Raw genomic sequence first — 14,394 nt, 5'->3', positions numbered from 1 at the left:
TCTAGAAATAGTAATGGCCTAAGATCCACCCTACTGTGTTGTAGGCATTGATCTGGGCTGTTTCGCTGTAATCAACTTCTGTCGTGAGCTCTAAATGCGGACGCGGATACCAAAGAACTCCAGCGCCAACACTGTTTGTTCTCGTTCGCAATTGCGTAAAATCCAAATACGATAGCTGATGCAAAAGATAAGGGTTTACACCTTTTTTGACCTCATACTGAAGGCGACTGTAAGTCACAGCACCTTTTTGCACAGTCTTTGTAGCGCCTTCTAAAGTTTTCTCTTGATAGTCGTACTCACCCAAGAACACGAGCTTTGAGTTAAAGCCCCAAATAATTTGTGGCCCTAATAAAATTCTAGAAGAGACGTCTTCCTTTTTAAGATAGGCAAGACTTCCCATGATTTTATGAGTGTCGCCGTGGTTGTAACCCACTTGCAACGAAGCGCCTTTTTCTAAATCTACGGGATCTTCTTTACGACCAAAGCTGATCGCCAAAATCGAATTCCAAACCTCGCCAATCATGCCGATATCTAGGTTGTAGGTCTCTTGCCCTTGATCAAAACCTAAGTTTCTGCGGATAAAAGACGTGTGATCAGGAATGTTCAAACCGTAAGGCAACAAATACTTCCCGGCACGCACATAAGACTCATCATTCAAATTATAGAGTGCATAATAACGATGAGCTACGAACTCGCCCCGATTTGGCGCACGCTCAGGGCCCCCTTGAATTCCCAGATCCTGCACATACCAGAATCTGCCGAAATTAAATCCAAGTTCCAGGTCCGATTGCATTAAGAAAAAACTTTTAGCAGTCGCTTGAGCATTATCGATATAAGTTTGAATCACGCGAACATCGCCGCCGATTTTAAGCCACGCGGGAGGTTCCGGCAAATACCCATGTCCTGGAAGCTCTTCCTTTGGGTAAGCCCAAGTACTTAAGGCCTCTGCAGCGATAGAGCGGCCATAGTCCGTCATCAAACCACCACCACTCGGAGAGACGTGGCACGAAGTACAATTCGGATAGCCCATGCGAATCATTTCAGGAAAAGCAAAGGCCGCAGACGAGCTTAAAAAGCTCAGAAGAAAGAAAGAGGCAATTACTGAACGCATGTCCATTCCAGATCTACACTGTTTTCAACTTTGTCGGCAACTTTGATTCCCATATAAACTGGAATTTCAATTTGGTAATCCGTGATATTAAGATCAAAACGAATTTTAGATTTTCCCTGCCCTTTATCGGCTTTTAGGTCGAACTCGCCTTTAACAGGCTTATCAATGCCATGAAGCTTCAGAGTTCCTTCAAATGCAACTTTCTCTGCTGTCATCGATTCTTTGCATGGATCTTGAGCCAAAGCCACTGGCTTTAGAATCACTTCTGCATATTTGAACTTTCCGGTTTCAAGATACTTTTCCTTCATGTGATTAGTACGAAGTTCAATGCCGGTATCTAAAGAATCCAAATTGAAAACAAAACTTCCGCTCAGTTGCTTTTCTTTCACTTGAATCTGGCTTTTGAGATCTTGGCCTTTGCCGCGGATTTTAATCGCGCTTGGTTTTCCAATGGCCAAGAATTCAACTTCACTCTTGTTAGTTTGTAGAACGGCCGCTTGAGCGCTAGTCATTGCTAGAGTCGTTGTCAGAATTCCTGTTGCAAAAATCACAGCAGCTATTTTCATTTTAGTCCTTTGCTCCATTTAAAATCCAAATTCGAATTGCATCGATCTCTTGAGGGCTCAGTGTCACTCCGGTTTTTGGCGGCGGCATGACCCGCTTATCCTGACGAGTGACAGAGATATAAAGCTCACTGTCTTCTGGGTTTCCCGCAACAACCATTAAGTTTGCAGGATTCACAACGTAAGCCATGTCTGACAAAGGATACTCCTCGGCTTTTTCGCCGGGCTTATGGCAGCTGATACATTTTGGTTCGAAAATTTTCTTAGAAATATCCTGCCAAGTTGGGTCGACAAACTCCGGAGTCGGCAGAGGTGTTGGTTGTGGTGGTGGCGTGCCTTCTGGTGGCCCTGGAGGTGGTGGTGTTTCTGGATCCGGGGTTGGCGTCGGAACTGGTGCTGGGGCAGCTCCGGCCTCACGAGGGGCACCAGCATCAATCCACATGCGAAGCACGCTCTTCTCATAGGCGCCCAAAGGACCACCGGCTTTTTTAGGCGGCATGCTTTCGTCGATAAAAACGGTCTCTGCAATTTCAGGCAAATGGGAAACGACGTTTTCATAAGTTTCTAGATTCACGTCCCCATCATCGCCACCAGAAGCGCTATGACATTCAATACAGCGAGGAGCCAGAACCTTGGTATTTACAAATTGATAGCTGATAGAAGCTGGAGTGACGGTTTCCTCAGAAACAGGGGCTTTTTTGGAGACATAGGAATTACAGGCTGTCAGCAGCCACAATCCCAAAGCCAAATATAGAAATCGACGCAACATGAGCCCTCCACTGCGTTGGACCGAATATATACACATTCAGTCGCGAGTAAAAAGGGGATTCTTTAAAAAATGCGGACCCAATTGCGTGAAAAAATATAAATATTTCCAGGGCTTGCAATTGGCTTTCATTTAGCAATGGGATAGACCAAAACTCATGACATTTCACAGAGGCTTAGACTACTAGAATGGTGTTTGGGGGGAAGATACAATGACTAAAATCAGTTTCATTTTCGTATTGGCGTTTCTACCTTTAGCGGCTTTGGCGGAATGCCCACTAGGAGCTAAAGAGACCCACCTCACGGTGAACCGTGTGATGAGAAACTTCGGCAAATTTGTTATGGAAGCGGACTACCTTTGTGTTAGAGCTGCAAACCCCGTTGAAAAAGTCACCGATGCTGACATCAATACTGCAATCACGAAACTTGGCATGGCCATCGATTGTGCTGATCAAGTTCTTAAAGATCCAACGGGCGATGTCCTTCCATCGAAATTGGTATTCATAACTGATGAGAAAGAAAAAGCGGAATACGTTGATGACTACATCTATTTCATGACGGATTACAAAGATGGCTTAGGTCAGTACCGAGACATGTTTAAAGCTTTGTTGGCTCAACCTGCGGCCGAAAGAAACTTCACTGAAGCCAACGAAAAGCGTCTTGAACTAGATCACCTCGTTATGCGAGCCCATAAAAAACTATAAAAGGAGCTTCCCTATGCGTAAGTTTTTTGCGTTAACACTGATGACTCTTTCTTTAACTGCTTTTTCAAGCTTCGCCGAAGAGCGCAGCCTTGAAGACAATATGAAAGATGCAGAAAAAATCTTTAAGGCAATTGGTGGCAGCCTCACTGACGCTTCTAAAAATGCTGAAAATGCAGCGGCGGCGTTACAAATGGCTGAAATCATGAAAATCACAAAAGAACAGGTGCCGACTCACTTGCAAGAAATGCCAGAGGCGAAACGTGCGGAAGCTTTTAAAGGCTACCAAGATGCCATCCAGCAATCGATTGATCTCATAAATCAGCTGGCTCAGGCTTTCACAGACAATGACAACGCCGCTGCCAAAGCGATTTACCGTCAAATCAAAGACCATAAGCAAGACGGCCACGACCAATACGATCCTTAAAAGTCCATGTATGAACCTCCCGGCGACTCGTGTCGGGAGGAAATTCCGCTATTTAAGCCCTCTCTGTTCCCATTGTTTCCATAAGCTTTATTATTCTGCAGTGCCTTATTGCTATCCGTCCTTGATAAAGAATTCTAGCCTCTAGTCTTACATCAAGGAGATATCAGATGAAATTTGCACTTAGTTTTTTGGCTCTTTCTTTGACTCTTGCAGTGAATGCACAAGCTGCAGACCGCAAAATCGCAAACATGATCGCAGTTGAGCGTAGCATCGACAATGTCTACCAAGCTTGCGTGGATCAAGTCCCTGCAGACGATATGGACTCTAATCTTTTCAGCTGCAAATTCAGCACTGCTAAAACCGCTCTTGATTTTACTGCAGGCACACAATCACTTTTGGCCGTTATGGATGCTGATTGCACTGTTGAGGCAAGCGTCCAAAATTCTGTAGTGCTTGTATTGTTCTCTAGTCACACTGGCAAAAAAGACTTTGCAGGCGCGAAAGCATGTTTGCAACGTGCTGTGAGTGCTTCTAAAAATAAAGACAGTTTTAAATTCTACGTTTACACGCTTGAGTAGGACCTAAGTCCATAAACTCCACAGACTAGTTCTGTAGTAAGCCCGGTACGGCATATTCTAAAGACCTCAATCAACGAGGAGTTTTAGGATGAAGCTTTTTGTAGCCGGGCTTTTTCTTTTTGCGGGACTGCACGCACAAGCCACTACAAACCCGGATTGGACTGCAGGTGTTCCTGTGCCCGTTGGCGGAAGACCCAATCCTTATGACCTCTCTGGTGGCGATTTTAAAATCTTCCGCAACGCTGGGAAAATCCACGCACAAATCTATCCCGTCGAAATCACGGGTATGCTTCCGCCCTACGAGCCCACACGTCGCTTGATCGAAGACACTTCCAAAAATCCTTTGCGTGATTTTTTAAACTCTATTCTGCGGGGCATCTCTGGCTATCACAGCATGGATGATGTTTTAAAAGAATTGGGACTGCATCCCTACCCGGCACCGACAGATCAGGGTGTATATTCCGTTCCCTATCCTGAGGGAGTCCGCCCGAATCACCGTATGGGTTTGGGGCTAATTGAAAGTTCTCACGGCGTGGGTTTTACTTTTAGCTGCGCGACCTGCCACTCTTCGAACCTTTTTGGCAAAACAGTTTTGGGAATGACCAATCGTTTTCCAACGGCGAACGAATTTTTCATCAATGCAAAAGAAGCTGCAAAAAATATCTCTCCGGCAGTCTTTCAGTTTTATACCAAAGCGACTGATGGCGAAACACAGATGATGAGGCAACTGAAAGAAAATATGAAGTCCCTGGGACTTAAAAAACCCGTCGCATTGGGACTCGATACGTCGTTAGCGCAAGTCAGTCTTTCGTTGAACCATCGTAATCAAGATCCTTGGGCTACGTTCAGCGATCAGCTTTCTAGAACCCCTCGTCCAGATCCGATTTTAGATCGCAACCCTGCAGATTCAAAACCTGCAGTATGGTGGAATGTGAAATATAAAAATCGGTGGTTGTCGGATGGGTCCGTGATCAGCGGAAATCCGATTTTGACAAACATTCTTTGGAATGAAATCGGCCGCGGTGCCGACTTGTACGATTTAGATGATTGGCTTCGTAGCAACGAGAAAACTCTGCAAGAGATCACCACCGCTGTGTTTTCTTCAGAAGCTCCGCTCTTTACTGATTTTTTCCCTGCTGAAAAAATCGATCTGAGCTTGGCAAAAGATGGCGAACAGGTATTTAACAAAACCTGTGCGCGCTGCCACGGCCACTATGAAAAAGCCTGGAATTTGCCAAACGCTAATCAGCTATCATCAGTGGAAAAACTAAAGACCACGGTTGTCCGCTACAAAACTCAGACTCGTGTTGAAGATGTAGGAACGGACCCTTATCGCTATCGCGGAATGAAGTCACTCGAGCAACTAAACCGTCTGGCGATTTCTCAGAACAATGGGATTGTGATTCAAGTGCAGACCGGCTATGTGCCCCCGCCACTTGTCGGAATATGGGCACGCTGGCCCTATTTCCATAATAATTCGGTGCCGAGCCTTTGCGCGGTCCTAACGCCCGCAAAAAATCGCCCTGTCTTTTACTATTCAGGTGAAGCTTTGGATAAAGAAAAAGACTTCGATGCTGATTGCAATGGCTATCCTCTAGGAGCAAAAACACCGGCATCGTGGAAAGTGACGAAGCACCTCTATGATACACGTAAAGCCGGCATGGGTAATCAAGGGCATGATGAAGACATCTTTTTGGAAAACGGAAAAGAGCTTCTTTCGCATCAGCAGAAAAAAGCTCTTATCCGGTTCTTACAAACTCTCTAAGTTCTTAGAGGCCTGAAAGAAGTTGTTCAAGGGCAGCTTGGTCTTTCACGCCATGGAACTTAATGTCCACGCGACGATTTTGCTGCATATCTTCTGGCAATAATGATTGATACAAGAGGTCTGAAGAGCCTTTCCAGCTTGATTGGACCTTAGCTTTTGGCAATCCACCAGCAGTTAGACTGTTTGCTACAGAATTTGCTCTTGATCTTGAAACCTGGGTATTGATTTGGCGCGAACCTGTTTGGTCGGCGTAACCAATTACCTCTACTTTGTCGAACAAGTCAGAACGTTCTGAAAGTGTACGACCTAGTGATTCAACAAAGTCCGCGTTAACTCCTGTTAGAGTCGCGCTGCCTGTATCAAAGTGCATACGAGCATCGTTTCTAAAGAGAAGCGCGTTGTTTGTTGGATCTGTTTCGATCACACGACGTGCATTGATTCCCATTGTCGCACCAGTAGCTGCCGCCGCCGCACGAGCACTCTCTGCCATGTCAGACTCGGGAGCTGTCTCGGCCAATGAGCTTGTGGTATCACCCGTATTCATTGTGTCTTCAGTCTGTGCAACGTCAGGACCTTTTTGTTCTCCGCCAAAGCCCCATTGCAGATCCAGCATCACAGTTGAAATGTCGCCGTCAGGAATACTCAAGTCGGCAAGACCTTTCAAACCGATACGGAACATGCTGGTGTTTTTTACCGCAAACTCTTTCACCAATTGCAAACCTGCAAAGGTAGTTAGATTTGGATCTGAAGAACCGAAACGCTCACCACCACCAATGTAAGTATTCACGATAGGACCAATTTGCCAACGGCCTGTCGAGTTATAGCGCCAAGCTAACTCTGCAAGACCTCCGGAAATGAAGTTGTTCTCAGTTGTACTTTTTTGAGTGAAGCTTGTGCCCATAAAGCCCAAACCGACATCCCAAATACTGTGACGGCTTTCGCCAAAGTGCGAACCAATAATCTTGATATCCCCTGGGACACCCTCAGTGAGTAGGACATCATCAGGCGACATATAACCACCAGATAGACCGATGAAGGGGAACCATCCAACTGGATCGTTCACGTTCATTGAGCTTGGCTTTGGAGCCGCCATTGTTTGTGTTTGAGTCTCTTCTTGTGCCATTGAAATTGAAGCGAATAAGCTCACCACGGCCAGTGAGGTCGCAATCGTTTTTGTGAACATAAAGTCCTCCCTTGAATGGTTTAGTTATAACCAACTTCTATGTGAGAACCTGGAAGGAACCTTTACGATATTACGATTTTATTTTTTTAGAAGAACTCTGAAAACCCAAAGAGGGCCCACTAAAAGAAACTGCAGATCTTCAAAGAAGGAAGGTTTTGCGCCTTCGATTTTATGGCCAATGAATTGACCGATCCATGCGACAACAAAAATACCTAGATTTGGCAAAAACAGTGATTCTGTTCGCTGAGACCAGTTATGAAGAATGACAAAGGTTAGTGCCAATTGAAACAACATCAAGAGACTGCTTTTGACACCTAATCTTATGTAGAAAGCCATTCCGAGAATCGCGATAATCCAAGCTAAGCGGACTTCGCCAAATTGAATTCCCCATATCATTCCAAACAAGCTAAAGAAAATCGCGGGCACACAAACTTTATGAATGAGTTGATTAGTGCGGTTTTGATGACTGACGGAGTATAGCTGAAGCCATTGATCTAGAGTTTTCATAACCCCATTATGAAGCCAGGTCTTCATTTTGACAAGTGACGAAAAGAGCGAGTTTATTAAGTTTCGCGGCCACTATGAAGAGGCATCTCGGGACAGTGTTTCGCAAAGGCCAAAAAAAAGCTTCCTACTTTAGTAGTGGCCATCTATGATTCCCCGCCTCATATTACTTAAGGGGACAAAGCACACGTCAGCAAATCATCGAGGTTCTCGCCCGTCGTATTTTGAAACGGACCGAAGTGATTGTAGCTTTTTCCGCTGCTCATATGCAGGCTCACGCAACGATCTGCCGGCGCTTTTAAGCTGCCATTCGTTTTCACATTGGCAGGATGAGTGTTCACCGTATTACGAGTATTGATCTGCACCGCAAACATATCTGTCACTTTTGAAGCTGCGCAAAAAGCATTAAACGTTTGCAGCGAGCTTCCTAAAATACGAATCATTGTTGAAGAGCTTGCAGATTCACTGACCCTGCAGGCTGGGAACGTGGCATTCCAACCACGGATACAAGCTTGCACATTGCCCGCCGAATTTGGCGTAAATTGAAAAAGACCAATATTCAAACGGCTCTCGGGTGATTGATAAGGGTCTTCATAGAACTTGACCCCTGCCGGGCGACGATAGCTGCTTGGTGCGTACTTCTTTGCAACCTGCGAAGACTTTGTACTATCCGCAGACGTCAAAGACTCGGTGTACGCTAAACACATCATGAACTTGCTCCAAAGTTTACGAGCCTGAAGTAAGCTGTCTTTATTTCCAGCCATAGCTTCGCTTCTGTATCTGTTCATGCGACTAACAAAGACGTTGGCTTTCTCGACAGTCTTTGACGCCGGAACATACTTCGAACCCAAAGTCGTTTTCAAACTCGCTTTGCTAACAGGACACATCGGGTGGCTTAAAAAACCATTTGGTGTGTAGGTCCTAATATCCTTCGAAAGACCATAGTAAGGTGCAACGTATTCAAGTTGTGCACGGCTGCGCTTGCTCTTTACTTCAACTGCATAGGCGATGCGTTCTGCAAAACGATCACGGCCATCTAAAGATTCATCACAAGAATCTGTTGAATGAGACCCAGACTGGCTTCGGCGTGGTATCAACTCGCGTGAGCTGCTATAACGTTCGTCCACGTTGAGTCCAACAGGGTATGCAATCTTATAAAAGACATCGTCTGAGACCGCATTGGCCGCTTGAGATAACAAAAGAGCAAGACATAAGATGAGTGTTTTCATACCGACTAGATCGGATTTAGGTCGCAGGTCTGAAGGGGCTATGGCCTAGAACTAGACTTAGGCCCGATCTTGTTCTGTTCCATCTTCGCGCCTTGTCTCTTTTTAAAACTCAAAAAACTCTAAGGAACTCCGATAAGTAAGACGTGAACAATCCTAACAAAGGGGTATTAACTATGGGTTTTAACCTTCAATATGACGTCCCAGGTCTTTTTGACTTCCTCACAAACACTCCAGAGGCCGGACTCAGAAAAATGTTGGTTGATAACAAAACATTCACAGATGTCCACTTCAATATGTTGATGAAAGTGGTTCGTGCTTGTGATGAAGCTAAGTTCTGCGACCATGCTGAAAAAACGGATTTCCCAAAAATCAAATTTGGTCCTGCTGAAATCAAACTTAAAGAGAAGTTCTGGGGCGACTGCTTTACTTGCTTGTCTGGTAAAGGTCTTCTGAACCCTGCTCAAAAGAAGCACGCTGCTTAGTTGTGTTTGCTTATCTAGCTTTTGAAAATTTCAGTAAAGAGCTTGAAATAGAGCTTAAAAACAAAAAGGCGGTCTCAGATCGCCTTTTTGTTTCCGACACTCTCCAGAAGCCTATCTGGGCACAACATATTTGGTACGATTGCGAAATTCTTGAGGTTCAATCCATCGGCGATGCCGTTAAAGAGCTCAAATCCCGTGGCAAGTGGTGGGCTCTGTATTCTTTTGATCATCACCGCCGTGCTCAGTTGGTCCAAGAACAACTGCCGAAATTTAAAGTGCCACCACTCAAATTCATGGGCGAAGTCCCTACCCAACCTATGGGTGCGTGGACAATGCTTGAAAAAAATAAAATCCTGGTCGCTGCTAAAACATCAAGTCCCTTTCCTTTAGGCGATATTCAATTTCAAGAGGATAAAGAGACTCCGCCATCTCGTGCTTATTTAAAACTGTGGGAGCTTCTGACGGTGCATGGCTTAGTCCCTGCCAAAGGATCTCTATGCATGGATCTGGGAAGCTGCCCTGGCGGCTGGACCTGGGTTCTGCAACAAAGCGGAGCCAAAGTCATCAGCGTCGACAAAGCACCACTGGATCCAAAAATTGCGAAGCTGCCAAATATTGAGTACCGCAAAAAAGATGCGTTCGTTCTGAAGCCAGAGGATATTGGTAAAATTGACTGGTTATTCTCGGATATTATTTGCTACCCGCCTCGCTTACTAGAGCTTGTCCAAGAATGGCGTGCTAGCGGTCTATGCAAAAATTTTGTCTGCACAATTAAATTTCAGGGTGATACTGATTGGGAAACAATGGAAAGATTCCTGGAAATTCCAAACTCTCGTATCATTCATCTTTGTCACAATAAACACGAAGTCACGTGGATCTGTGTTAACTCTTAGCTTGTAAAAGCTCTGTTAGCTTTTGCCAGCGCTGATTATTTTCATCTGAAAGAATCGCGGCTTGTAAAGCTCCTGGCTCTGCCACTAAAAACACGTGCTCTTTCCCTCGAGTTACCGCCGTATAGATAAGATGCCTTTGTGCTAGCGGCAAATGCTCTGCAGTGATTACCACAATGACTGCCCGATATTCAGATCCCTGGGATTTATGAATAGAAATCGCATAGGCGAGGCTTAAGCGATTTAGTTCATCAAACCCAAATCGTAGGGTGCGATCATCAAACTCGATATCTAAGAACTGATTCGGATGATCAATCTGACGGATAAAACCGACGTCGCCATTAAAAACATTTTTAATGTAGTCGTTCTTTATGACCATGACCTTGTCACCACGAGTGAAGTTATGCTCTGGCCCCAAAATCTGAGTTTTACCCAAAGCCTCTCCGGCAAAACTTTGTTGCAGCTCCAGATTCAGTTGTTGTGTTCCTAAAACCCCTGCATTTAACGGCACCAAGATCTGCACATCCCGCAAATCCGTGATGCCGTACTCTTTGGGAATGACCCTTGTCGCTAGATCAAAGATCATCGCCTTTGCCTGATCCACGCCATGCACAGGCAGATAGTGAAAATCTGTTTTTGTGTGTTCGGCTTTCAGTGGCATTTGTCCTGAGTTAATTCTATGGGCATTGATTTTAATCAGGCTTGATTCGCTTTGACGGAATATTTCTTTCAACCTTACAACAGGAAATTGCTTGGATTCGATCATACTTTGCAAAATGTTTCCAGCCCCAACAGGAGGAATCTGATCTGCGTCCCCCACCAAAATCAAAGCACAGTGATCAGGCAAGGCCTCTAGCAAATGATACATCAACGACAGATCTACCATTGAAACTTCGTCGACAAGCACCAAGTCGACTTCCAAAGGATTCTCGCGATTAAATGTGAACTCACCAGTTAAAGCATTCATTTTCAACAGACGATGAATAGTCTGCGCTGGATGACCGGTAGTTTCTTCAAGACGTTTTGCCGCCCGTCCCGTTGGCGAACACAGTGCGAATTTCAAAAACTGTGTTTGCAGAATCGCGGTTAAGGATTTCACCAATGTCGTTTTGCCCGTACCAGGCCCCCCGGTTATTACGGTCAGCGAGGACGACAGGGCAATATCAACGGCCTCTTTTTGAAGTGGCGCCAGGTGAATTGCGAGAAGATTCTGTGTCCACGTAAGAAGTTTTTCGATATTAAACCAGCCCCATGGAGGCTCTTTATCTTTAAAGCTGAGCAGCCTTTTTGCGACGGCTCTTTCCATGCGCCAGATGTCGTGAAGATAAATGCAGGTGGTCTCTCCGATTTTATCTTCGACAAATCTATTTTCCACGAGCTCAATTTCAAGAGCGTTTTCCATCATCTCGACAGGCACACCTAGTTTTTTCTGAGCTTCTTCCAAAAGTTTTGATTCTGGGTATGCACAGTGACCTTGTCTGTAGTAGTTTTGTAAAAGATCATGCAAAGCCCCCTGCACTCGCTCTTCCGAATCCCGTGGAAAGCCTTTTCTAAGGGCATATCCATCGACTAAATCAAAATTCAAAGTGTGATCGCGAGCCACCGCGTAGGGGCGCTCTGCAAAGCGGCTTTGACTCTCAAGACCGTAAAAAGTCCACAACGTCTTGGCCCATTCTAAGGGCAAGGCCTCTTCGAAAAGAAAACGTCGAAAATCTGTCAGTGTCTTGTATTTTTCCCAAGCTTCGATGATCTGCATCTGTCTTTTTTGGCCAACTCCAGATGCTTCGCTTAAACGCGCGGGATCCATTTCTAGAATAGCGAAAAAATTTTCTGGAAAAGTTTCGGCCAGAGCTTTTGCGACGTTTTTGCTCAAGCCCGACATAGCTTCCGATTTTAAAAACTTTCTAAGAGTTCGCTCAGTATTCGGAGGTTTAATATCCAAGCGGTCCGCGATATAGGGTCTTTCAATACGATCTCCACGATCTTTAACTTCGGCGTAGATACTTTGTCCTGGATAGACAGAAGAGGCATAGCCCGTCACCATGACATGCGCTTTGAGACTTTCAACTTTCACATCTAGCAAACACTGCCCGGTACTTTCGTTATAGAGAACCACGCGCTCGATACTGCCAATGACGACTCCGTGCTCTAGGTCAGAAAAAAGAGACCGGCTGTCCTCAGAAGGCGAGGAGCCGGTCTCATACGGAGGGGCGCTGCGAGAAAGGGGTAATTGAGCCATAAAGCTCACCTACTTTAATGCGGCGAAGTTTCAGCCTCATACATACGGCGATAAGCATCTTTCAAATACTGCACCTGGCGTGACACAGGAGTTCCCTGTTTGTCAGCGCTGGCTTCAAGCCACTTGATATAACTCTCAATCTCAGGTTTTGGTATTTCACGAAGCTTCTTGCCTTTGTACTTACGTCCGAAAGTGACGAGATATTCTCCCGGTTCACCAGTCTCGGGACTTGCTGCGGTTTCTTCACCTTCCCCTTCTTCAGCTTCAGATGGCTCTTCCTGGGAGGCCGTGGGTTTTGCCACGCGGTCATTAGGGAAAGGAGCACGTTGAACCCGAGCAGGCGTTGCCGGAGAATCGACAATACGTTTGCCTTCGTCCAACTCATCTGCACAAAACTGAGTACCATAACCAATCAACGCCAAAGCCCGGCCAATGGCACCGGTCTCGGCTTTTTCAATAAAATCTGGAAAGCCTTGAATGCTTTCAAACTTATGAGACGTCGCAATGATTCTTCCCTTGTCGTCACGGATTGTGGCCTTTGCATAAGCCGAAACATCCGTGACAGAAACAAGCTCAGTCTCGATAGACCAATCAGAATGATCTTCACGGAACCACACCAAACGGTATTTCACCTCGAGGTACTCTTTTCCTCGAAGATTCAACAGAGGTAGCTCGGTTCCTTTTGCAGTTTTAAAACTACGCATACTCATGTTTTCTTCCTTTGAAAAAAGCCGCAAAGCCCTGTTCAAAACAAGGAATCTGCGAGGTTTATATTCGCCAAATCCGCGGGGTGTTTTCCAAGGGTGTAGAGTCGTGGTGAGTTCTGTCAGACTTGACAGGTTCTCTCTAAGAACTTCATCAATAGAGGCATAAATTCACTCTATATGATATCCCTCTGCAACGGGGTTCGCAAAATGTATGTTCACACATCTTGGCGCTGGGTTTGCAATGAACTTCCTCTATGAAAACAAGTATAAATAAACTCATTTTAGCAACAGTTTTAGCGCCAGTATTTGTCACCTGTTTAAGCTATGCGGCCCCTCTGGATCTCTGCTCCGAATTCACCCACAATTGTTCGATCCAAAAGCAGGCTATTCAAGGCCCTGATGTTCCTCAAGATCAATACGTTTTAGATGTGACTGTGGGACAAATTACCGAGGCACAATTTCAGAGTCTCCACTCTAAATTTCATACTTCGCCAAGTATCCCCTATGACTCTCAAAGAGCTTATAAACTCGTAGACTTCTTGCCGATATTCATTCAAAAAACAAATGGCCGTGTTCTTGTGCCACACGCTCTGCCTGTTGCTCCTGAATTGCTCAAAGAGCTTAAGAATCAAAATAAATCCACAGAAAAAGTGTCGTATGTCGATGGCAACTGCCACTCGGTTTCTTGGCAGTGGGTAAACCACTTGCAGGGTCAGGGCTCTACAGACGCCTTGTTGACTCTCGCTGACGGCGAGCGCCTTACTTTGGGTTTCAAAGTAGACCCTAAAGAGCTTCAACCTGGCGATGTCCTTGTGGTCAACGGTAACGGTGGATTTGATCAAGACGGCGCAGTTTTGCACTCTGCTATTTACCTTGGATATGGCTTGGTCTTTGAAAAAGGAAATCCCGGCAAAGAATATCCGTATCGCATGAGCTTTCTCAAAGACGTTATGAGCAAGTATAAAAAAGTCGATACAAATGCGGCCTTTGATTTCTATCGCATTCATGCAAACTCGCCTGTTCTCACCTCATTGATAACAGAGCTCTCTTTAGCAACTCCGGGCGCACAAAGCTCTTTTGGTTTGCAACTACAAAACCTGCCTGCATCTTTGCTGGAGCAGTACATCTTGCAAGAGAATTGGGACAACTCCCAAGGAATGAGTGTTTTCACATTAGGACGCATTCTTAAAGCGTCTCAAGCAAGCCCTCAAAATTGGTATTCAATTCTGAAGAAATAATCTGTGGTGAGG

Annotated in this window: 15 protein-coding genes; 7 read left to right on the top strand and 8 right to left on the bottom strand. The window is 45.3% G+C overall.

Annotated elements, in window-relative coordinates:
• Nucleotide 1 precedes the first annotated feature (1 nt).
• The 3 genes from ACLWBB_RS04765 to ACLWBB_RS04755 are packed head-to-tail and all read right to left on the bottom strand — an operon-like array spanning nt 2 to nt 2,443.
• Nucleotides 2-1,111, bottom strand: a complete 1,110-nt coding sequence (locus ACLWBB_RS04765) for a hypothetical protein (RefSeq protein WP_413290428.1) — start codon at nt 1,109-1,111, stop codon at nt 2-4.
• Nucleotides 1,099-1,677 carry a YceI family protein gene (locus ACLWBB_RS04760; protein ID WP_413290427.1) on the bottom strand — a complete coding sequence of 193 codons (579 nt, stop codon included), beginning with the start codon at nt 1,675-1,677 and terminating at the stop codon, nt 1,099-1,101. Before ACLWBB_RS04760 ends, ACLWBB_RS04765 begins: the two co-directional genes overlap by 13 nt.
• A 1-nt stretch (nt 1,678) precedes the next feature.
• Nucleotides 1,679-2,443 carry a c-type cytochrome domain-containing protein gene (locus ACLWBB_RS04755; RefSeq protein ID WP_413290426.1) on the bottom strand — a complete coding sequence of 255 codons (765 nt, stop codon included), beginning with the start codon at nt 2,441-2,443 and terminating at the stop codon, nt 1,679-1,681.
• A 208-nt stretch (nt 2,444-2,651) separates the two neighbouring features.
• Here ACLWBB_RS04755 and ACLWBB_RS04750 point away from each other — a divergent pair, with 208 nt between their 5' ends.
• The 4 genes from ACLWBB_RS04750 (at nt 2,652) to ACLWBB_RS04735 (ending at nt 5,910) form a co-directional block, all read left to right on the top strand.
• Nucleotides 2,652-3,143 carry a hypothetical protein gene (locus ACLWBB_RS04750; RefSeq protein ID WP_413290425.1) on the top strand — a complete coding sequence of 164 codons (492 nt, stop codon included), beginning with the start codon at nt 2,652-2,654 and terminating at the stop codon, nt 3,141-3,143.
• Between the two features lie 13 nt (nt 3,144-3,156).
• Complete coding sequence (locus ACLWBB_RS04745; protein ID WP_413290424.1) at nt 3,157-3,567, top strand: cytochrome b562; 411 nt, start codon at nt 3,157-3,159, stop codon at nt 3,565-3,567.
• 167 nt (nt 3,568-3,734) lie between these two features.
• Nucleotides 3,735-4,145 (top strand): hypothetical protein, encoded by a 411-nt coding sequence (locus ACLWBB_RS04740; RefSeq protein WP_413290423.1) that lies wholly within the window; start codon nt 3,735-3,737, stop codon nt 4,143-4,145.
• 88 nt (nt 4,146-4,233) lie between these two features.
• Complete coding sequence (locus tag ACLWBB_RS04735; protein ID WP_413290422.1) at nt 4,234-5,910, top strand: hypothetical protein; 1,677 nt, start codon at nt 4,234-4,236, stop codon at nt 5,908-5,910.
• Nucleotides 5,911-5,914: 4 nt separating this feature from the next.
• Here ACLWBB_RS04735 and ACLWBB_RS04730 read toward each other — a convergent pair whose 3' ends face one another.
• The 3 genes from ACLWBB_RS04730 to ACLWBB_RS04720 all read right to left on the bottom strand — a co-directional run bounded on the left by ACLWBB_RS04730 (nt 5,915) and on the right by ACLWBB_RS04720 (nt 8,826).
• Entirely contained in the window at nt 5,915-7,093 is a 1,179-nt protein-coding gene (locus tag ACLWBB_RS04730; RefSeq protein ID WP_413290421.1) for an OmpA family protein, read from the bottom strand.
• 78 nt (nt 7,094-7,171) lie between these two features.
• Nucleotides 7,172-7,600 (bottom strand): DUF962 domain-containing protein, encoded by a 429-nt coding sequence (locus ACLWBB_RS04725; protein ID WP_413290419.1) that lies wholly within the window; start codon nt 7,598-7,600, stop codon nt 7,172-7,174.
• A 167-nt stretch (nt 7,601-7,767) separates the two neighbouring features.
• A complete protein-coding gene (locus ACLWBB_RS04720; RefSeq protein WP_413290418.1) occupies nt 7,768-8,826 on the bottom strand; it encodes a hypothetical protein in 1,059 nt (352 codons plus the stop codon).
• 173 nt (nt 8,827-8,999) lie between these two features.
• Between ACLWBB_RS04720 and ACLWBB_RS04715 the strand changes: the two genes are divergently transcribed.
• Together ACLWBB_RS04715 and ACLWBB_RS04710 are read left to right on the top strand one after the other, a co-directional pair.
• The gene (locus ACLWBB_RS04715) at nt 9,000-9,308 is read left to right on the top strand and encodes a hypothetical protein (protein ID WP_413290417.1); all 309 of its coding nucleotides are present in this window, start codon (nt 9,000-9,002) and stop codon (nt 9,306-9,308) included.
• A gap of 2 nt (nt 9,309-9,310) precedes the next feature.
• Complete coding sequence (locus ACLWBB_RS04710; protein WP_413290416.1) at nt 9,311-10,201, top strand: SAM-dependent methyltransferase; 891 nt, start codon at nt 9,311-9,313, stop codon at nt 10,199-10,201.
• Here the strand turns inward: ACLWBB_RS04710 and ACLWBB_RS04705 are convergent.
• Both ACLWBB_RS04705 and ACLWBB_RS04700 read right to left on the bottom strand, forming a co-directional pair.
• Nucleotides 10,191-12,437 (bottom strand): AAA family ATPase, encoded by a 2,247-nt coding sequence (locus ACLWBB_RS04705; RefSeq protein ID WP_413290415.1) that lies wholly within the window; start codon nt 12,435-12,437, stop codon nt 10,191-10,193. The genes ACLWBB_RS04710 and ACLWBB_RS04705 overlap by 11 nt on opposite strands.
• A gap of 14 nt (nt 12,438-12,451) precedes the next feature.
• The gene (locus ACLWBB_RS04700) at nt 12,452-13,147 is read right to left on the bottom strand and encodes a hypothetical protein (RefSeq protein ID WP_413290414.1); all 696 of its coding nucleotides are present in this window, start codon (nt 13,145-13,147) and stop codon (nt 12,452-12,454) included.
• Between the two features lie 251 nt (nt 13,148-13,398).
• Between ACLWBB_RS04700 and ACLWBB_RS04695 the strand changes: the two genes are divergently transcribed.
• Nucleotides 13,399-14,382: a hypothetical protein gene (locus ACLWBB_RS04695; protein ID WP_413290413.1), complete on the top strand. Its 984-nt coding sequence runs from the start codon at nt 13,399-13,401 to the stop codon at nt 14,380-14,382.
• Nucleotides 14,383-14,394: the final 12 nt, after the last annotated feature.

This window comes from Bdellovibrio sp. HCB337 (genome assembly GCF_047302465.1).
Taxonomy (GTDB): Bacteria; Bdellovibrionota; Bdellovibrionia; order Bdellovibrionales; family Bdellovibrionaceae; genus JACMRP01.
The sequence above is the reverse complement of the archived record's forward strand: the minus strand, read 5'-3'. Positions and strand labels throughout refer to the sequence as shown.